Below are 20917 nucleotides of genomic sequence, written 5' to 3'. Positions count from 1 at the left end.
ATGTACAAGGTGTTTATTGTGGACGATGAGCCATTCATCATTGAAGGGTTATACGATATTGTGGACTGGTCTTCGTTTGGAATGGAAATTGTGAGTCATGCGGGCAATGGGCAAGCAGCGTTACAAGCGCTCTCTTCTCAGCCTGTGGACATTCTGATTACGGATATATCCATGCCACTCATGAATGGTCTCGATCTGATTCGGGAAGCAAGGCGAGTACAACCTGAGCTTAAGGTCATTATCCTCAGTGGTTTCAATGAGTTCGAATATCTGAAGGAAGGCATGCAGCTGGGGATCGAAAATTATCTGCTTAAACCGATTAATGTGGAGGAATTGGAATCTACGCTGAGCAACACCGCGTCCAAACTGGATCATACGGTATCACCTCAAGCCGATGATGCTTATGGCATTCAGATTCTGAAAGATAACATTCTTCATCGATGGCTTACAGGACAGATTGCAGCTACCGAATTTGAAGAACGTGCCCAGTTTATGGACCTTTCGTTGGATGCACCAGACGTTGCTGTGGCCATTCTGCGTGACAAAGGGCAAGTATCCGGCATGTTTGAACGCGTAGAAGAGATGCTCAGAGACAGACGACATCTGAACGTATTTCATGATATCGATGGAGACATCGTCATTATTGCCAATATTCAGGGTACGAGTGACGAGGAACAGAAGTTGATGGATGGCTTGCAGGCATTATCTGATGAGATAACCGTAACCCATCCGGGGGCACGCATTGGAGCAGGCAGATTGATGAAGGGACTGTACCATGCGCCGACCAGTTATTCGGAGGCCAAAAAAGCACTCCAGTATGTGATGATTTATCCCGACCTTAAAGTCATCGACCATGCCATGCTGGAAAGGTGCGGAAATTCAAACGCAACCTTTTTCATTGAATGGAGGGAGTATGCCAAACTCATTCTGTCCCGCAATACAGAACAACTTGCCGACCGGATTCGTATGGATTTTGAACAGCATCGCGATGGGCTTACACCTGGGGAGTTACAGAATACCGCACTGGAAGTGGTGATTCGCTTCAAGATGGAACTGGAGAGCATCAAACACTCTGATGAGTCTGCGATATACCAACAAGGGCTTCAACTTGTCCTGGACAGTGGCACTTTTGATGAACTCGTGCGGGCACTTCAGCAGGTTGGGTCTCAGACGATCCAATCCCTATTGCAGGATTTGAAAAATCCGATTGTAAACCAGGTGCTTCAGCATATCGACAAACACTACGCAGAAGAGCTTTCTCTGAAACTGCTGGGTGCCCACTATCATCTGCATCCGGTGTATTTGGGACAATTGTTCCATAAGGAGACCGGAGAGACGTTTGCCGAATATATCAACAAATACCGGATTGAACGTGCGAAGGAGCAACTGCGCAATTCCAATCTGAAGGTACATGAGATCGCCCGAAATGTGGGGTATTGGGAGACGGGATATTTCTATAAACAGTTCCGCAAATATGTGGGGATTTCACCGACTGATTACAAGGTGTTTGGTTAATTCGGTGACGAGTAGATCCAACCATGCGGACAGAGAGCCAAGAGACATATCGGGAACAGGAATGGCATGGATGAAAATCATGGCATACGTTACCCGGCATGTCTCTTTCATGTAAGCGATTTATTTAAATAGGTACAAAATAGATGCCCAAGGACGATTTCTCTTTAATTTGTACCTCGAAAACTTAAGTTTATCTTCTTTTTGTAAATGCTTTCATTCGATAAGGTTAAAGCAGTTAGTAAGTAGAGCCTAAGGGAACACGAAAAGGGAGGATCAAAGAAATGAGTAAACAAAGAAAACGCTTCTCACTCGTTCTTGCATTGTTAATGGCCGTTACACTTGTTCTTAGTGCCTGTGGAGGAAGCAAAGATGCTTCAGAATCCGGGGGAGCTGGAGATGACGCGGTAGAGTTGATCTGGTATACCATCGGTACCCCTCAGAAAGACGTCAACAAAGTGATGGAAGAAGTGAGCAAGTATACCAAAGAGAAAATTAATGCCACGGTAACGATGAAGATGGTTGACTGGGGTGACTACCCGCAGAAGATGCAGGTTAACGTAGCATCCGGTGAGCCAATGGACATTCTGTTCACCTCTTCCGGTGGATTCGATTATGTACAAAATGCCAGAAAAGGTGCATTCCTTGAACTGGATGACCTGCTTAATGAATACGGTCAGGATCTTACCAAGACCATTGATCCTGCATTCCTCAGCGGTTCGAAGGTAGATGGACACAATTACGGAATTCCAGCCAACAAAGAGTTGCCACAACAAGAGGTATGGCGCTTTAACCAAATGCTGGTTGATAAATACAAGTTGGACATCTCTGGCGTTCGTACGTTAGATAGTCTGGAGCCTCTGCTCAAAACAATTAAGGAAAACGAGGCGAGTGTAACACCATTCGCCATGGATAAAAACTATGTTCCTTACGTGCCTTATGACTATGTCATTCAGAATCTGCCAATGGCAATCAAGCTGGATACAACAGACTATAAGCTTGTAAACATACTGGAAACACCTGAAATGAAAGAAGCACTTACCACGATGCACAAATACTACAAGGCTGGTTATGTATCAGCAGAAGCGGCAACAACAGGTTCAACGAACGACCTGACAACATCGGGCAACTGGTTCCTGGACCGTGCACAGACTCAGCCGCTCGCGGACAATCAATGGTCTGCAAGTTACGGTTATCAAGTCGTTTCAACACCTGCAAGTGAAGCAATTATAACGAATACATCTGTACAAGGTTCCATCATGGCCATCTCGGCCAACTCGGAATATCCGGAGAAAGCAATGGAATTCCTGAACCTGCTGAATACAGATCCTGTGCTGCGTAATATGGTGGACTCCGGCATTGAGGGCACACACTACAAAAAAGTGGATGACACACATATGGAAAATCTGCCTGAATCGAAAAACTACGATATGCCTTCATACTCCCTTGGGAACAACATGCTGCTCTATCTGAACAGCAATGACCCGGATAACAAATGGGATGAGTTCAAGAAGTTTAACGCTGAAGGTGTCAATTCCCCGATCCTCAGCTTTAACTTTGATGCAAGCAATGTATCGTCCGAACTGACAGCGGTACAGAACGTGAAAGAGCAATACTGGGCAGCACTGATGACAGGTACACTGGACCCGGCAGCCAATCTGGATCAAGTGATTGAGAAGTTCAATCAAGCCGGACTGGAGAAAGTAATGGCTGAAGCCCAAAGCCAGCTGGATGCCTGGAGAGCAGAGAACAAGTAACAGTACATCGTAAGGATCGGGCGGCTGCTTATCGCGTCCGGTCCTTTTTCATTCAAGCCTGAAGGAGGAACTCCACAATGACTACATTTTTGAAAAACCTGCTTAGAAACCGGGTCATGCTGCTCATGGTGCTGCCAGGCGCCATCTGGTTCTTCTTCTTCTCCTACTTGCCTCTTGTGGGTACAGTGGCTGCCTTTAAGGAATATCGCTTCAGCCGTGAAGGGTTCTGGGCAAGTCTGATGAAGAGTGAATGGGTTGGCTGGGACAATTTCAAATTCCTGTTCAGCACAAGTGACGCATGGCTCATTACACGCAACACCCTCTTTTATAACATCGCGATTATCTTCCTGGGACTGGTATTCTCTGTAGCATTGGCAATCCTGCTCTCGGAACTAGTGAATAAACGACTCGCCAAACTGTATCAAACCGGTATGTTTCTGCCGTATTTTCTATCCTGGGTTATCGTTGGTTACTTCGCATTCAGCTTCTTGAGCATGGACCGCGGGATGTTGAATCAGATTATTGGCTGGTTCGGGGTGGAACCGATTCAATGGTACTCCGAGGCAAAATATTGGCCGTATATTCTGGTATTCGTAGCGTTATGGAAAACCATCGGTTATAGCAGCGTTGTCTATCTGGCTTCCATTCTGGGGATTGATAAATCGCTGTATGAAGCAGCCATGATTGATGGAGCAAGCAAATGGCAGCAGATTCGTAACATTACGATTCCGTTACTGTCGCCCATCATCACGATTATGACTTTGCTGGCCGTAGGCCGCATTTTCTATGCCGACTTTGGACTCTTCTATCAGGTGCCAAGGGACTCAGGTACGCTCTATTCCGTTACGAATGTTATTGATACGTATGTATATCGTGGTTTGAAAACGAGTGGTGAGATTGGCATGAGTACAGCTGCGGGATTGTATCAATCCGTCGTAGGCTTTGTTCTCGTTATCATCTCCAACTATGTTGTGCGCAAAGTAGATAAAGACAGTAGCCTATTCTAGAACAGGGAAAGGAGTGAACCACCATGGCTCAAGCAGGGCTTGTTAAAAAACGCGACTTCCACCACGTATCCAGCGGATGGAACGTGATCATGAACATCATCGCCGGTCTATTCGCTCTGATCTGTGTATTTCCTTTTATATTTGTAGTTATTATCTCGTTTACAGACGAGAAAGCACTGGCCCGTGATGGGTATCGTCTGATTCCGGCAGAATGGAGTCTCGCGGCATATCAGTTTGTCTGGCAGAGTGGGGACACGCTGCTGCGTGCGTATGGAGTTACCATTCTGGTGACGGTACTCGGTACCATTATCAGTTTGATTCTCATGTCGCTGTATGCGTATGCGATTTCTCGCAAGAGCTTCAGATATCGGAAATTTTTCTCCATCTTTGCGATTCTGACCATGTTGTTTAACGGCGGGATGATTCCAACCTATATGGTTGTATCCCAGCTGCTTGGATTGAAAGATACGTTATGGGCACTGATTCTGCCGCTGGCGATGAATGCCTTCTATATTATGATCCTGCGCACATTCTACTCCACCAGTGTGCCGGATGCAGTCATTGAATCGGCGAAGATCGATGGTGCCGGTGAGTTCTATACCTTTATGAAAATCGTGATTCCACTCTCCTTGCCGGGACTGGCAACCATCGGGTTGTTCAGTACACTCGGTTACTGGAATGATTGGTTCAATGCGCTATTATACATCGATAATCCGAATCTGGTACCGCTGCAATCCATGTTAATGCGGATTGAGTCGAGTATCCAGTTTATCCAGCAGAACTCTGCTAACAGTTCGATGAGTCTGGCAGCCATGCAGTCCATTCCGCAGGATACGTCCCGAATGGCGATGGTTGTGCTTGCTACGTTGCCAATTATATTCGCTTATCCGTTCTTCCAGCGTTATTTCGTACAGGGTCTGACGGTGGGTGCGGTCAAAGAATAACCGGATCACGTTATAGGATTGGAGAGATGCAGATTGATGACTTACAAAGACCAAAGCAAATCCGTAGAGGAGCGGGTACAGCACCTGCTTAGCCTGATGACTACGGAAGAAAAGGTAGGTCAACTTACGCAGCCATTTGGCTGGCAGACATATACGAATGATCAAGGGAACATCACGTTAAATGAATCCTTTAAGCAGCAAGTGGAAAATGGGGGCATCGGTTCGCTTTACGGTGCGCTTCGGGCAGATCCATGGACTGGCGTCACGCTGGAAAATGGACTATCGGCCAGAGAAGGCGCTGAGGCGGTCAATCTGATTCAACGTTATGTGATAGAACATTCCAGACTGGGGATTCCCATTCTGATTGGGGAGGAGTGCTCGCATGGTCATATGGCCATTGACGGAACGGTCTATCCCGTTCCCCTCTTGTTGGGGAGCACCTGGAATGTGGATCTGTATCGGGAGATGTGTCAGGCAGTAGCGCGGGAGACACGTGCTCAAGGCGGTGCGGTCACCTACTCTCCGGTACTGGACGTTGTGCGTGATCCGCGCTGGGGACGTACCGAGGAATGTTTTGGTGAAGATCCGTTTCTCATTGGAGAGCTGGCAGTTGCTTCCGTAGAAGGACTTCAGGGTGGAAGTCTTGACGGTAGAGATACAGTAGCGGCAACACTGAAACACTTTGTTGGTTATGGCAGCTCGGAAGGTGGACGTAATGCAGGGCCTGTACATATGGGCTGGCGTGAACTGCTGGAAGTGGATCTGTATCCATTCCGTAAAGCGGTGGAAGCTGGCGCTGCGTCGATCATGCCAGCTTACAACGAAATTGATGGCACGCCTTGCACCGTGAATACAGAATTGCTGGAAGATGTTTTGCGTAAGGATTGGGGCTTTGACGGTCTGGTCATTACAGATTGTGGTGCGATCAACATGCTGGCAAGTGGTCATGATGTCGCGGCGAATGGACTGGAAGCATCGGTGAAGGCGATTGAGGCAGGCATCGATATGGAAATGTCCGGTGAGATGTTTGGGCAATATCTGGTGCAGGCGGTGGCAGAAGGCAAGCTTGATGTGCAGGTTCTGGATCAGGCTGTCTCTCGCGTGCTGGCGTTGAAGTTCAGACTGGGTTTATTCGAACAGCCTTATGTGAATGCCGATCGGGCAGCGGAAGTGATTGGCAGTGAAGCGCATGTTCAACTGGCACGGCAGTTGGCGGCGGAAGGGGTTGTACTTCTCAAAAATGAGGCTGACACGTTACCTCTATCGATAGCAGATGTGGGACAGATTGCCGTTATTGGTCCTAATGCAGACCAAGCTTACAATCAACTGGGCGATTACACATCTCCGCAACCGAAGTCCAAAGTGGCAACGGTACTGGATGGGATTCGCAGTAAGCTGGCTAATCATGTGAATGGGCAAACGGAGAAGAGTTCTGTTGGTCCTTTGACTGGTGACAGCAGTACAGATCAGATTCTTTATGCACCGGGCTGTCGGATTAAAGGTGATTCAAAAGAAGGATTTGAGCGTGCCATCGAAATTGCCAGCCAGGCGGATACGGTCATTATGGTGGTTGGCGGCTCCAGTGCACGTGACTTTGGAGAAGGAACGATCGATCTGAAAACGGGCGCTTCCAATGTCTCGGATAACTCATGGAACGATATGGAGTGTGGCGAAGGCATCGACCGGATGACGTTGGGTCTTGCCGGAGTACAGTTGGAACTTATTCAGGAAATTCACAAGCTCGGCAAGAAACTTGTCGTTGTTTACATTAATGGTCGTCCGATCACTGAACCTTGGGTCGATGAACATGCCGATGCAATTCTGGAGGCGTGGTATCCGGGTCAAGAGGGCGGTCGTGCCATTGCAGATATTCTATTCGGTGATGTGAATCCGTCAGGCAAATTGACGATCTCCATTCCAAAGCATGTCGGCCAATTACCGATCTATTATAACGGCAAACGTTCCCGAGGCAAGCGTTACCTCGAAGAGGATTTGGAGCCACGTTATGCATTTGGATACGGACTGAGTTATACCACATATGAGTACAGCGAACCGAAGCTGAGTTCTTCGTCCATGACAACTGATGATTCAGTTAAGGTATCGGTGAATGTGGCCAACACCGGCCGTTATGCAGGTGCAGAAGTTGTACAAATGTATATCTCTGACGTGGTCAGCTCACTGACTCGTCCCGCCAAGGAACTGAAGGGGTTTGCAAAAGTTAACTTGGAGCCTGGAGAGACACAGACCGTGGAATTCCGAATCGGAGCCGAGCAACTGCAGTATATTGGTCGTGATTTGAAACCTGTCGTTGAACCGGGACAATTCCATATCCATATCGGCAGCTGCGTTAACGATACGCAAATGGCCGAACTGACCGTAAGGGAGGCGTAAGACGTTGGAACGTATCAGACGATTTATTCGCGAGTTGTCCGAACATCAGTGGCTGGAGCAATTACAGCTGCGTAGCTGGGACATTACCCGCGCTTATTATAATGTGCCAGGACAGTATGAGGATCATGGTGAGTACCCCGAAGGGCAAGATTTTGAGCGTTTTCCGAGCAAACAGGGAACGACTTATTTTTTTAGAACACGTTTGGAGATTCCTGCTACATGGCAGCAAGCACCTTATGGGCTTGTATTTGAGACAGGCGGAGAAGGTTTGCTTCGGGTAAATGGTCACTCTTATCAGGGCCTTGACCGCAATCATACCTACGTCACGCTTGATCCATCCAAAGTCGGAAACGCTCCGGAACTTGAGATTGAGATGTTTGATCCGGTACCTGAACCTGTGGACCCCTTGAATCAACAGGCGGTTATTCAGCCGCCGATCACATCCATTACGAGCCTGCTGGTGAGACCAAATGAAGCGGTTCGTAGTCTGATGTATACCGTCATTATTGTGCGTGATTCGGCTGTGTTGCTACCGGAAAGTGACTTTCGGCGGGTTCGCCTGTTAGAACTGGTGTATCGTGCGATGGATCAATTTGTAGGCATGTCAGCAGAAGAGATTGAGCAGGGAGAGGGTATTCGTCAGATTGAGAATAATCTGAAGCATCATGTGCGTGAGATTGGCGGAAACGCGGAAGGTCTGGAGCATATGGTGGGACAATCCCATATTGATATTGCCTGGCTGTGGCCTGTGCGCGAGACCGTACGTAAGACTAGCCGTACCTTCTCCACCGTGGATGCACTCATGAATGAATATCCTGACTATGTGTATTCGCAGAGCCAACCCTTGTTATATACATTTTTGAAAGAGCATGACCCTGAACTGTACGCGCGGGTGAAGCAGCGGATTGTAGAAGGTCGCTGGGAGCTGGTGGGCGGCATGTGGGTTGAGCCGGATCTGAACATCCCGAGCGGGGAGTCCCTGATTCGCCAGATGTTATATGGTCAGCGTTTCTATATGGAGGAGTTTGGCAAGACATCACAGATTGAATGGCTGCCGGATACATTCGGGTACTGTGCTTCCCTGCCGCAGATTTTGAAGCATGGCAATGTGGAATATTTCATGACAACAAAGCTCGGATGGAATGACACAAATGTGTTTCCATATGATCTCTTCCACTGGGTGGGCATTGATGGAACACCCATTCTGTCTTACCTCAATCATGGTGTTAACGAGCATACGTTGCCGAAGGACATTCATGATCACTGGCAGTCCTACCGTGAGAAAGCAGCGCATCCGGAGCATATGCTTCTATACGGACACGGAGATGGCGGCGGTGGCGTAACACGCGAGATGCTGGAGTATGTGGATCGCGCAGACCTGATGGTAGGTCAGCCTGCGAGCCGTTATAGCACAGCTGGAGCTTTCTTTGCCGGAATTGAAAAGGAGCAACCTGTACTTCCGAAGTGGCATGGCGATCTGTATCTGGAGTTACATCGGGGAACCTACACGACCCATGCGCGTAATAAGCGCAACAACCGGAAAGCGGAAGTTCTATATCGTGAAGCTGAATTGTGGAATACACTCGCTCTGCCAGATATGGAGGCGAATACCGAAGCTGAAGTGCGTTCAGCACTGCATGACGGCTGGAAATTGATTTTGCTGAATCAATTCCACGATATTATACCGGGATCGGCGATTACGGAATCCTACGTCACTTCGAATGAGGAATATGTACAGGTATTTGAATTAGGTAAGAACGGATTGACCCAGGGTGTTACAGCATTGACAACGGGTATCAACACAGAGGGACCGGAAGGTTCATTAGCCTATGTTGTATTCAACAGCCTGGGCTGGAAACGCAGTGCAGTTGTTCAATTGGCTGTGCAGGATAGCTTGGATCGCTACGGCATCGATGAAGAAGGCCAGCGCTTGCGGATGGATCGGGAGGATGGAAGTATGTCTATTCTCGTGACAGACATTCCGGCGTTTGGATATAAGACGATTTGGCTGGTACCGGAAAACACAAGGGAAACGAATGTACGGGAAATGACCACCCTTGCCGCACAACCAACCTTTAATGATACATGGGATACTGCCTTTTATCATGTGCAGTTCAATGAACGTGGGGAGATCACCCGTTTGTGGGATAAAACCGCAGAGCGTGAGATGTTGAAGCCGGGTGAACGTGGCAATCAACTTCACTTCTTCCACGATCGCCCAACGCTCTGGGATGCATGGGATATCGACAGTCGTTATGAGGAACAGATTGCTGGCGAAGTGGAACTGTTGGAGAAAAAGCTGGTGCTGGCGGGTACAACGAAAGATGTCCTGCGCTTCCGGTGGAAGCTACATCAATCGGTGATTACACAAGATATCGTCTTTTATCATGACTTACGGCGAATTGACTTCCAAACACAGGTGAACTGGAACGAGAATCACAAACTTCTGAAAGTTGGTTTCCCGATTGATGTGGTGACTTCCAAGGCCACATTCGAGATTCCGTTTGGCACACTGGAACGTCCAACACATCGCAACACAAGCTGGGAACAAGCCCAGTATGAGGTCTGCGGACATCGCTTCGCAGATGTATCCGAATATGGATACGGCGTGAGTTTGCTCAACGACTGCAAGTACGGGTATGACGTGCAAGGAAGCACGATTCGTTTGTCCTTGTTGCGTGCCCCAAAATGGCCTGATCGCACCGCCGATCTGGGAGAACATGAATTCACCTATTCCCTGTATCCGCATGACGGAGACTGGAGGACAGCACACACCGTACGTCAGGCAGCTGAATTGAACACGGAAGTGGTCGTTCAACAAGTAGAGCAAATACAACAGCCACAACAAGTGCAATCGATGGAACAGGTGCAGCAGAGGGATCAATCACAACAAAGCGCAGGGGCTGGAGTATATCCAACCGCAGATGCAACAGTAACTGTTGCTCACTCACGTCCAGCAACTGGCTCATGGATTAACTTCGAAAGCCAGCATGTCATTCTGGATACCGTCAAACTGGCAGAGGATGGACACGGCACCGTGCTGCGTTTCTATGAATCCTCAGGCAAACGCGAAAACATCACATTGCAATGGCCACATGCGTTCGAGCAAGCGTACCATTCCAACGCACTGGAAGAACCAATCAAACCACTGGCCCACACGAACGGCCAGATTACACTATCTTTTAAACCCTACCAAATACAAACCGTGCTACTGCGGTAAACCTTTTTGAAATATTTTTGAGCTATACATGTTCAACTAAAAATTTACACGATAAACGGAGAGGACAGAAAGAATTCGAAGAAGCGAAGCGTTCGCCTTTATCCCCAGATTTCACCCTTTAAAAAAGGGAATCAAAAAAATCTGGGGATAACAGCGATCGGAGGATATTTCTGACCGCGCAGTGGTCCCGTGTAAATTTTTTGTTTCATCCTGTACAGCTACACCATTCAATTTGTTTAAGGAGTTGCACTCATCCATGGAACAGTTCAGATTACCGAAAATACCCATGCCACCTGTTGCTTTGCCACAATCCATTCAGGCCGTGCTCGAAGAAGCAGAACAGAAACTGGCTCACCGACCGAAACTGCTTCAATTATTCAAAAACTGCTTCCCCAACACTATTGAAACAACAACGAAGTTGATGGAGGACGGTACGACTTTTGTTATCACAGGAGATATTCCGGCTTCCTGGTTGCGTGATTCCGTGGAGCAGGTTGTACATTACATTCCGTTTGCAAAAGAAGATGAGGACCTGCAACGCATTATTGGCGGGCTGATCAAACGTCATATCCAATATGTTCACATCGATCCATATGCCAATGCCTTCAATGAGACTGCTAACGACTGGCATTGGAACACTACGGACGAGACCGAGATGTCACCTTGGGTGTGGGAACGCAAATTTGAGATTGACTCATTATGTTTTGTTGTACGTTTGGCGTACTTATATTGGAAGGAAACCGAACTGACTGACATTTTCGATTCAAGCTTCAAAGCAGCGATGCGTAAAATCGTGGACCTGTTCAAAGTCGAACAGCATCACATGGAACAATCTCCATATCGCTTCACTCGCAATAACGGTATCCCAACAGATTCCCTGCGCAATCACGGAAAGGGTATGCCAGTCAACTACACGGGTATGATCTGGTCCGGTTTCCGTTCCAGTGATGATGCGTGTGATTTCCACTACAATATCCCTGGCAACATGTTCGCGGTGGTAGCTCTGCGCCAAATGCAGGAGTTTGCCGAGTGGGTGTTCCGGGATATGGAACTTTTGCAGGAATTGAAGGATCTGGAGCAGGACGTAGATCACGGCATTCAGTTGTACGGTATTTATCGTCATCCGGAATTTGGACCGATCTATGCGTACGAGACGGACGGTTATGGCAACCACTGTCTTATGGACGATGCGGGTACACCGGGACTCATGTCCATTCCATATCTGGGTTACGTCACAGCGGATGATCCGATCTACCAAAATACCCGCCGCTTCGCTCTGAGCAAAGAGAACCCGTTCTATTATGAGGGCAAGGTTGCCAAAGGAATCGGTAGCCCGCACACACCACCAGATTACATCTGGCATATGGGATTGTCCATGCAAGGTCTGACTGCGCAGTCTGCCGAGGAGAAACTGGAGATTATTCGCATGCTCGAAGCGACAGATGCGGATACAGGTTATATGCATGAAGGCTTCCACGCTGATGATCCAACGATTTTTACACGAAAATGGTTTGCATGGTCCAACAGCCTGTTCTCCCAGTTGGTCTATAAATCCATGAAGGATGGCCTGTTATGAGTATCCAACCTAATGATAAAAAGCTGATTATTTTCGCTGATCCTGCGTTTCCAATGGAAGGTGCTTTTCCAACTGAGCAGGCTCTGAATACATGGAAAGCAGTCAAAGAGATCACCGTTGTAAACGCTGATGAACTTGCAGAGGCGTTGAAAGCGACGGCTGGTGAAGGATGTCTGGTCAATCTGCATGCACCCTATTTTCCCAAGTCCGCCTGGACGGAGATTGCAGCTTACCTGCACCAGGGCGGAAGCCTGATCAGTATGGGGGGCGCACCCTTTAAACGTCCGGTTCGATATGAGAATGGGGCATGGGTTGTAGAGTCCGAGCAGACCGCGTATCATCAGGAACTCTATATTCATGAGGCACTGAACGTATCTTCTGCCAATGTGCAATCGTACACGTCATCCGAACAGATCCCGCTTCTCACTGGGAAAGAGGGGCTGTTCGAGAAGGCAGATACATGGAATCTGGTTCCACATACAACCAAAACAAGTGATCTGCCCCACCAGATGGGTTCATCCGGTCCCATGAGTACGCAGATTTATCCATTACTTCGTGGCATGAGCAAGGATGGACGTAGCATCGCCGCTCCGGTCGTTCTGTGGGAAAACTCGCGCGGGACTTTCGTTGGTTCACGATGGATATTTGTGCACCTGCCGCTGACCACCTCATTCTGGACGCAGGATGGCGCTGACGAGATTGTGAAGTGGGCGCAATTCTGTGCGCAAGGTGTAACTGAGTTATCCCTGAAAACGAATTATGCTTCGTATGAGCCAGATGAACGGGCTGTACTCACACTTCAAGGCCAGATTTTACAGCGTGCAGGCAATAGACTTACCGAGTCCGAGCTGTGGACGTTTGACATAACGGTCGAGCATGAGGATCGCATAAGTGGAACGACGGAGAAGGTATGGAGCCATCAACTGGAGATGGAAGTTTCCGGTGAGCAGCGTTTCGAACGTATACTTCTCCCGGTTTCCATTGAAAGTGGGCTGTATCGGATCGTATGCCACGCGCAGGCACCTGACGGGGAAGTTCGGGCCTTGCGTCAAGGCTTCTGGGGACAAGATGCAGCATTGCTGGCAGAAGGGGAAGTGATTACCCGCAGCAGGGACTATTTTGTAAAAGACGGACGTCCTCTGCCCGTTGTAGGCATGACCTACATGACCTCCGATGTGGCACGGAAATTTTTATTTCTGCCGAATGCGGATGTTTGGGATCGAGACATGGCCCAGATGGCAAAAGCAGGAATCAACTGGATTCGGACGGGAATTTGGACCGCCTATCGCAACATGATGCAGGTGGACGGTCATATGGCAGAGGATGTGCTTCGTGCCATTGATGCATTTATTTTAACGGCGAAGCGCCACGGCTTGCAGGTCACGTTCACTTTCTTCTCCTTTACACCGGAGACATGGGAAGGAACGAATCCGTATTTGGACCCGCAGAGTGTCGAAGCACAGAAACGTTTCATCCGCAGTATCGTCAGTCGTCACACGCATACAACACATGTGGACTGGGATCTGATTAATGAGCCATCCATGTTTGATCCGGTGCGCATCTTCTCAGCTGGTCCACGCTCGGCGAGGGATTCATATGAACAGCAAGCCTTTGTCGAATGGCTTCAGCAGCGGCATCAGACGATTGAAGCGTTGCAGGAGGCATGGAACATGTCACCGAAGCAGCTCCCCAATTTTGCAGCCGCGGTGATCCCGGAGGCAGAAGAGATTAACTTTGATGTACAGGACATGCACAAGGCCAAAAAAGGAACACGCTGGCTCGATTACTGTCTTTTCTCCATGGAAATGCACAATGTTTGGGCAAGAGAGCTTGTAGGTACGATCAAGGATCTGGTACCGGATCATCTGGTCACTGTGGGACAGGACGAAGCCCTTGGTGCACAGCGTCCTTCGCCATTCTTCTATGAACGAGAAGTGGATTATACAACCGTGCATTCCTGGTGGTTGAATGATGATCTGATCTGGGATGGAATTTTCGCTAAAACGCCACATAAGCCAAATCTCATCCAGGAGACGGGCATCATGTATGTGGAAACCCCGGATGGGCGAGCCAAACGTACGGAAGAAGAGCTTCGTGGCATTCTCGAACGCAAGTACGCCTATGCTTTCTCGACAGGCGGCGCAGGAGCGGTGCAATGGATATGGAACACCAACTTTTATATGGATAATGCCAATGAGTCTCATATCGGAGCCTTGCGTGCAGATGGTACGGAGAAACCGGAGGCGGATGTATCTTATGATTTCGGCCGATTCATGCATGGCATTCGTGATCTCTTTGAAGACCGTGAGCTGGAGGATATTGCAGTGGTGTTCCCGTATTCCAATGACTTCTCCAACCGTGCCCTGGCATATGATGCCACAACGAAGCTTACTCGCGTGATGTCCTATGATCTGAAATTGCCATTCCGTGCGTTATCCGAATATCATCTGGAAGCACTGGAGCAGCAGCTACCGAAACTGATTATCGTGCCGAGTCCGCACAATATGGACAGCGATGCACTTCAACAATTGCTCACGTTTGCGGAGAAGGAAGGTACAAGTCTGCTCATCACTGGACCACTGGGGCTGGATGCATACTGGAAGGCAACTGACCGGGCAGATCATATCGTAGGCAAACGCAGTCTGGGTAACGTGCAGCGGGAAGAACTGCTGAATATTAATGGCGTGAATCACCGGGTGACCTATGGACGGCGTCGTATCGCCGAGGTGGCGAAGGAGACTTTGCTTCACAGGGATAATGTTACACCAGATGAAGTACACGTTCTGCCTTTGGGCAAAGGGAAATTAATATGGACTCCACTGCCGCTCGAGTTAAATGGACGGGACGAGCCACTTGCTGAATTGTATCGTTATGCAACCGAGATTTCGGGCATCGAACAGGAGTTGGAATGGATATCTGGCGGAGATATCGCAGGGATCTACGGCCGGAAGCTGAGTTTTCCAAAAGGAAATCTGTATGTATTTGTATCGGAGTTTGCCTTGAACCATGAAGTTCATGTGAGAGATCAACGTACAGGTGTATCGTACTCGTTCCAATTGGAGAAGAATCGTTCGGTGTTATTTGCGACAGATGCTTCTGGAAAGCTGAATGCCATATATCGCCCGGATGAGGTTGAGATTATACAACAAGAGGAAAGAGGGGGCGTAACACGATGACCAAACAGACAAACAAGTCGAAAAGAGCACACATTATTTCGCATACCCACTGGGATCGGGAATGGTACTTGCCGTATGAGAAGCATCATATGCGGCTCATTCAGCTCGTGGATTCACTATTGGATCAGCTTGATGAGGGATCGGACTACAAAAGCTTTTATTTGGATGGACAAACGATTATCATCGAAGATTATCTTCAGGTTCGACCGGAGCAGAAGGAACGACTGGAGAAACATATCCGCAATGGACGGATTGTGATTGGACCATGGTACATTTTACAGGATGCGTTTCTAACAAGTGGAGAAGCCAATGTGCGCAACATGCAGGTTGGACATAAGGACGCCAAACGTTACGGCACCCCTTCGAAAATTGGTTACTTTCCCGATACATTCGGATTGGTCGGACAGACTCCGCAGCTGATGCAGCAATCGGGCATTGATAATGTGTTTTTTGGACGTGGTGTGAAGCCTACGGGATTTAATAATACGGTATCGGATGCCGGATATGAATCAAGCTTCTCGGAGCTGATGTGGGAAGGGCCAGATGGATCGAAAGTGCTCGGCGTATTGTTTGCCAACTGGTACTCCAACGGGAATGAGGTTCCGGTAGACGAGGCTTCGGCTCGCAAGTTCTGGGAAACCAAGCTTGCAGACGCTGAGAAATATGCATCGACCAATGAGTTGTTGTACATGAACGGATGTGATCACCAACCGATTCAGCGAGACCTGCCAGAAGCCATCCGTATGGCTGAGCAATTATATCCCGATATCGAGTTTGTTCACTCGAACTTCCCGGACTATCTGACCGCCCTGAGAGCATCGGCTGAACATGAACTGTCCACGGTCAAAGGCGAACTGCGCAGCCAGCGTACCGATGGTTGGGGAACTCTGGTGAACACGGCCTCGGCTCGTGTGTATCTGAAACAGATGAACCAACTGGGCCAGACCATGCTGGAAAAAGTGTCCGAACCACTGGCATCCTCTGCCTATCTGCTTGGACATGCCTATCCACATGATCAACTGACGTATGCATGGAAAACGCTGATGCAAAATCACCCGCATGACAGCATCTGTGGATGCAGTGTGGATGAGGTACACCGTGAGATGGTGACACGGTTTGATAAGAGCCGTCATGTAGCAGAGGCATTGATTGAGGAGAGCACCAGCCAGATTGCCACAGCCGTGGATACCTCCATATTTGCACGTTATGGCGAGCAGGCTCGACCTGTTGTGGTGTTTAATACAACGGGTTGGGAACGCAGCGGTGTGGTTCAGATGGAACTGGACGCGGCTCGGTTGTATTTCCGTGATGGATATACATTGGAAGAGATGGCGACGCAGATGAAAGCCGTTGACCTGTCAGATCGCATACTGGTAGATGAAGATGGTAACCTCATTCCATGCACGGTGGAGGATCTGGGTCTGCAATTTGGCTATGATCTGCCGGATGACCGCTTCCGTCAGCCGTATAGCTGTCGGTGTGTTCGTATTCGTTTTGAAACAGAGAATGTAGCTGCATTTGGCCTGAAAACCTATGCATTGGTCAACTCTGCGGATGATGCCAAGAGTGGTACTCCGTCAAAAACGACTACGCTGTTGCGTGGTGAACGTGGCATGGAAAATCAACATTTGATCGTCACGATTGCAGACAACGGTTCATTCACAATTACAGACAAACGAACAGGCCGGATTTATAAGGACCTTGGCGTGTACGAAAATGTGGGTGATATCGGTAATGAATACATGTTCAAACAACCAGAGAATGAAGTTGCTTTGACAACACAAGCACTTCAGGCCGAAATTCGGGTCCTTGAGGATACATCATACTTGGCCTCGTTCGAGGTGATTCATCATTGGGAAATACCGGAGTCAGCGGATGAGATGCTGGATCAGGAACAGCGGGAACTGATTTATTATCCACATCGTAAAGCCCAGCGTTCAACTAAAATGATTCCACTTCAGATCCGTACGGTTATATCACTTAGTCGTAGTGGAAAAGGAGTACAATTGGAGACAACCTTCAACAATCAGGCGAAGGATCATCGGGTACGTGCTCTTTTCCCGACGGATCTTGTATCTGCTGTTCATCATGTGGATTCCATGTTCGAAATTGCAACACGTGATAACAAGCCTGCACCAGAGTGGCAAAATCCAAGCAATACACAACATCAACAGAATTTTGTGGATGTGAGTGAAAAGGACGCCGGATTGGTCGTTGCCAATCTGGGTCTGAATGAATATGAAGTCCTTCAGGATGGGCGCAATACTATTGCGGTTACGCTCCTTCGTGCTGTGGGTGAACTTGGAGACTGGGGTTTGTTCCCGACACCTGAAGCACAATGTCTTGGTGAACATACGTTTAAAATCGAGATCATTCCGCATGATGGCAATGGTTCAGCGTCAGGTGCATATATTGAGGCGTATCAGTTCCAGGTTCCTTGGACGCTGGCACAGACTGAAGTACACCCGGGTTATCTGACACCTAGCAACACACCGTTTGCATGGCAAGGAGACGGTTTAGCATTTTCTTCGCTCAAGGTAAATGAGGATTCCGGTGATGTGATGCTCCGCTGGTTCAATATGACCACCAACTCTGCCACGTTGAAGCTTGCAACATCACAAGTGATTCCGCAGCCATTCGAAACGGCGTACAAAAGCAACATCCTGGAGGAAGAGGGCGAAATGCTTCATTCCCACAACATAGAAGAGGCGTCGACATTATCATTTGCCAGCAAGGAATGGAACATACAGACAGGTTCATGCGAGATCGTTACTGTCGGCTTGCGCCGCTGATAAAAGTTGTTTAAAGAGTCGAAAAACAGACTTTTGAACACACACTAAAAGGTACAGGACTGCAAGTGTGCTCTAAACTAGGCATTACGTACGGTGGTGGAAGGGTTACGCTATTTACCAGATGTATCTGTTGAGTTATTGGTTGTTTTTCTATAGAATGAACAGTAGAATTGCAAATGATCGAAAGTTCCTATGCCATCAAGATGGTCAGGGGTACACTTCAATTGTTCATTCTATATTGAAACATTAAGGGGGCTTGAAGCCATGGAATCCTTGGGAGGACTGCTTCAGCAGCTGAACCCTGCCTTTCGTGAGCAATCGCGGCGGATTGCGGCGGAATTGATGGAAAATCCGTACGTACGCGAATTCCGCGCAGGTCATCCTGAACTGCAAGATGCACAGCTCATGACCGATCTGAGCAAGCTGTTTCAGTACGCCAAAGACTCTAAGAACTGTGCGAATTGTCCGGGACTCGACAACTGTCCTAACGATTTTCAGGGCCACTTTTGCAAACTGGAAGTAGAACATTTTAACGGTAAACCCGAAATCATAGATATAAAAGCGCCTTGTTCCAAACATATCGCCCGGCAAAATGAACATATCATTAAGCAACGCATTCGCAGTTTCTATGTGGACGAGCGTGCACTCAGTGCCGGATACAACGACGTGGAGATTATGGGCAAGGATCGGATGCGTGCTCCGGCAGTGAATCAGGTGCTTCGTTATATTAGGGAGACCAAGGAGAATGGATTATCTCCGCAAGGACTGTTTCTGGAAGGAACATTCGGGACAGGCAAGACGTTTCTGATGTGTTATCTGCTGCATGAACTGGCGGTTGCAGGCCATACGGGTGTCATCATCTATATGCCTGACTTTGTGGAGGATCTGAAATCCATGATCAGTGAAGGGCAGAAGCTGAAGGAAATGACGGATATTTTGAAAAGTTGTGATCTGCTCATCTTTGATGATATCGGGGCAGAGAATCTGAACCCTTGGGTTCGAGATCATGTGATGGGGTCCATTCTGAACTATCGGATGAATCGCAAACCAACGTTCTATACGTCCAATTACAATCTGGATGGGCTGGAGAAACATCTTAGTTTCACCAATCGGGACGGCGAGGAAATGAATAAAGGGCAGCGTCTCATGGACCGGATTCGTCCATTTGTGGATGTCATCTCCGTTCGGGGTGAGAATCAGCGCGGCAAACGTTGAACCGAGCTAATTGAACGAAATGGTTCTTATCGGTGGAGCTTACGATTTAGAAGCTGAGCTGATTGCAATCAAAAGTTAAAGTAGTCCCAAAAAAAGCCTGGCTTTCGCATTGTCGCGAAAACCGGGCTTTTCTGGTCCTGCGTGAGACCTGTGAGTGTCCTATTCGGTGAGGAATTTGAAGATAACCATACCGAAAAAGATCACTGTCATCAGGCCGGCCATGCCGGCAACACCCGCGATCAGATCAAATAGATCGTTGCGGGGTTCCTCGTTCACATGTTCACGCGGGTCGCTGATCCGCACATTTGCATCCATGTTATTGCCTCCTTATGGGGAAACAGCTTGCCCGTATTGGGGCTGAAACCCGGAGTAATTTTAGTATACTTGGAAAAGAAAGCGTTTGTAAAGATTTTGAAGTTGGTATGCCACATCCTGTAATTGTGAAGATTTGATGTTGGGAAGATGAACATTGCAGCGTTCAATTCACAAGTTTGACGTACCTGTGTTATACTGGAAGTGTCGTTCACGACGTTACAGGTTAAAATAAAACCGTAAGTATATATAAGGAGGACAATTTCATGGCTATTGTTAACGTATCCGATCAATCCTTCAACGCTGAAGTAGAAGGCGAAGGAACGGTTCTTGTTGATTTCTGGGCGCCTTGGTGTGGTCCTTGTAAAATGCTCGCTCCAATCCTGGAAGAGCTGTCCACAGAAGTTGGCGATGCAGTGAAAATTGCTAAAGTTAACGTGGATGAAAATCCGGAATCTGCTTCCCGCTTTGGCGTAATGAGCATTCCAACTTTGATCTTCTTCAAAGACGGTCAACCGGTAGATAAAGTGGTTGGTCTGAATTCGAAAGATGCGCTCAAAGGAATTATCGCAAAACACCAATAATTTACAGGTTTACACATACGCCTCCGGTTTACATGCCGGGGGCGTTTTGCGTCGAATACCTTTATATAGGACAATATAAAGTAAAAATATTTTTCACACTTGATTGTAGAGTACAGAACCGATCTGGAGAAGCGAAGTGCTCGTCTTTATCCCGGATTCATCTCTGATATATAGTTGGAACTAATTATTTACACAGTAACGGAGAGGACAGAAAAAACCTGAAAAAGCGAAGCGTTCCCCTTTATCAACAGATTTTTCCCTTGAGAAAAGGGAATGAAAAAAATCTGGGGATAACAGGGATTGGAAGGTTGTTCTGTCATCGTAGTGTCAGTGTGAATTATCTTTAGTTTCTTCTTATAAAAAAAGGTGACTCAGAGACAATCCAATAACGGATTGGAAGACGGTACTGTAATCAGAATGGCTTAGTGTAA

General features: G+C 48.0%; 12 protein-coding genes. 11 read left to right on the top strand and 1 reads right to left on the bottom strand.

The window, feature by feature from the left end; translation table 11 throughout:
- The 10 genes from MHB85_RS25625 to dnaI all read left to right on the top strand — a co-directional run bounded on the left by MHB85_RS25625 (window position 1) and on the right by dnaI (window position 19590).
- Window positions 1–1515 (top strand): response regulator transcription factor, encoded by a 1515-nt coding sequence (locus tag MHB85_RS25625; RefSeq protein ID WP_105601275.1) that lies wholly within the window; start codon window positions 1–3, stop codon window positions 1513–1515.
- 281 nt (window positions 1516–1796) lie between these two features.
- Window positions 1797–3269 (top strand): ABC transporter substrate-binding protein, encoded by a 1473-nt coding sequence (locus MHB85_RS25620; RefSeq protein ID WP_091020839.1) that lies wholly within the window; start codon window positions 1797–1799, stop codon window positions 3267–3269.
- 77 nt (window positions 3270–3346) lie between these two features.
- Window positions 3347–4276, top strand: coding sequence for an ABC transporter permease (locus tag MHB85_RS25615; protein WP_091020840.1), 930 nt, complete (start codon window positions 3347–3349; stop codon window positions 4274–4276).
- 23 nt (window positions 4277–4299) lie between these two features.
- The gene (locus MHB85_RS25610; protein WP_105601273.1) at window positions 4300–5220 is read left to right on the top strand and encodes a carbohydrate ABC transporter permease; all 921 of its coding nucleotides are present in this window, start codon (window positions 4300–4302) and stop codon (window positions 5218–5220) included.
- Between the two features lie 36 nt (window positions 5221–5256).
- Entirely contained in the window at window positions 5257–7611 is a 2355-nt protein-coding gene (locus tag MHB85_RS25605; RefSeq protein WP_105601272.1) for a glycoside hydrolase family 3 N-terminal domain-containing protein, read from the top strand.
- A 4-nt stretch (window positions 7612–7615) separates the two neighbouring features.
- Window positions 7616–10831: an alpha-mannosidase gene (locus MHB85_RS25600; protein ID WP_105601270.1), complete on the top strand. Its 3216-nt coding sequence runs from the start codon at window positions 7616–7618 to the stop codon at window positions 10829–10831.
- Window positions 10832–11087: 256 nt separating this feature from the next.
- The gene (locus MHB85_RS25595; protein ID WP_074096344.1) at window positions 11088–12407 is read left to right on the top strand and encodes a glycoside hydrolase family 125 protein; all 1320 of its coding nucleotides are present in this window, start codon (window positions 11088–11090) and stop codon (window positions 12405–12407) included.
- Window positions 12404–15583 carry a beta-galactosidase gene (locus MHB85_RS25590; RefSeq protein WP_341073907.1) on the top strand — a complete coding sequence of 1060 codons (3180 nt, stop codon included), beginning with the start codon at window positions 12404–12406 and terminating at the stop codon, window positions 15581–15583. Before MHB85_RS25595 ends, MHB85_RS25590 begins: the two co-directional genes overlap by 4 nt.
- Complete coding sequence (locus tag MHB85_RS25585; protein ID WP_105601267.1) at window positions 15580–18375, top strand: alpha-mannosidase; 2796 nt, start codon at window positions 15580–15582, stop codon at window positions 18373–18375. Before MHB85_RS25590 ends, MHB85_RS25585 begins: the two co-directional genes overlap by 4 nt.
- 264 nt (window positions 18376–18639) lie before the next feature.
- Complete coding sequence (gene dnaI, locus MHB85_RS25580; protein WP_076319793.1) at window positions 18640–19590, top strand: primosomal protein DnaI; 951 nt, start codon at window positions 18640–18642, stop codon at window positions 19588–19590.
- 159 nt (window positions 19591–19749) lie between these two features.
- Here dnaI and MHB85_RS25575 read toward each other — a convergent pair whose 3' ends face one another.
- Window positions 19750–19905 carry a hypothetical protein gene (locus MHB85_RS25575; protein WP_017692450.1) on the bottom strand — a complete coding sequence of 52 codons (156 nt, stop codon included), beginning with the start codon at window positions 19903–19905 and terminating at the stop codon, window positions 19750–19752.
- A 263-nt stretch (window positions 19906–20168) separates the two neighbouring features.
- On the opposite strand from MHB85_RS25575, the gene trxA reads away from it, so the two are divergent.
- Window positions 20169–20486 carry a thioredoxin gene (trxA, locus tag MHB85_RS25570; RefSeq protein ID WP_017692451.1) on the top strand — a complete coding sequence of 106 codons (318 nt, stop codon included), beginning with the start codon at window positions 20169–20171 and terminating at the stop codon, window positions 20484–20486.
- The last annotated feature ends 431 nt before the right edge of the window (window positions 20487–20917 follow it).

It is taken from the genome of Paenibacillus sp. FSL K6-4396 (genome assembly GCF_038002525.1).
GTDB lineage: Bacteria > Bacillota > Bacilli > Paenibacillales > Paenibacillaceae > Paenibacillus > Paenibacillus amylolyticus_B.
Note: the sequence above shows the minus strand (reverse complement) of the source record. Positions and strands in the feature narration are given on the sequence as shown.

What these genes read in the sequence shown, in the direction of transcription:
- MHB85_RS25585 (WP_105601267.1), top strand. Translation starts at nt 15,580, where the DNA reads ATGACCAAACAGACAAACAAGTCGAAAAGAGCACACATTATTTCGCAT.
- MHB85_RS25625 (WP_105601275.1), top strand. Translation starts at nt 1, where the DNA reads ATGTACAAGGTGTTTATTGTGGACGATGAGCCATTCATCATTGAAGGG.
- trxA (WP_017692451.1), top strand. Translation starts at nt 20,169, where the DNA reads ATGGCTATTGTTAACGTATCCGATCAATCCTTCAACGCTGAAGTAGAA.
- MHB85_RS25615 (WP_091020840.1), top strand. Translation starts at nt 3,347, where the DNA reads ATGACTACATTTTTGAAAAACCTGCTTAGAAACCGGGTCATGCTGCTC.
- MHB85_RS25620 (WP_091020839.1), top strand. Translation starts at nt 1,797, where the DNA reads ATGAGTAAACAAAGAAAACGCTTCTCACTCGTTCTTGCATTGTTAATG.
- MHB85_RS25610 (WP_105601273.1), top strand. Translation starts at nt 4,300, where the DNA reads ATGGCTCAAGCAGGGCTTGTTAAAAAACGCGACTTCCACCACGTATCC.
- MHB85_RS25595 (WP_074096344.1), top strand. Translation starts at nt 11,088, where the DNA reads ATGGAACAGTTCAGATTACCGAAAATACCCATGCCACCTGTTGCTTTG.
- dnaI (WP_076319793.1), top strand. Translation starts at nt 18,640, where the DNA reads ATGGAATCCTTGGGAGGACTGCTTCAGCAGCTGAACCCTGCCTTTCGT.
- MHB85_RS25575 (WP_017692450.1), bottom strand. Translation starts at nt 19,905, where the DNA reads ATGGATGCAAATGTGCGGATCAGCGACCCGCGTGAACATGTGAACGAG.
- MHB85_RS25590 (WP_341073907.1), top strand. Translation starts at nt 12,404, where the DNA reads ATGAGTATCCAACCTAATGATAAAAAGCTGATTATTTTCGCTGATCCT.
- MHB85_RS25605 (WP_105601272.1), top strand. Translation starts at nt 5,257, where the DNA reads ATGACTTACAAAGACCAAAGCAAATCCGTAGAGGAGCGGGTACAGCAC.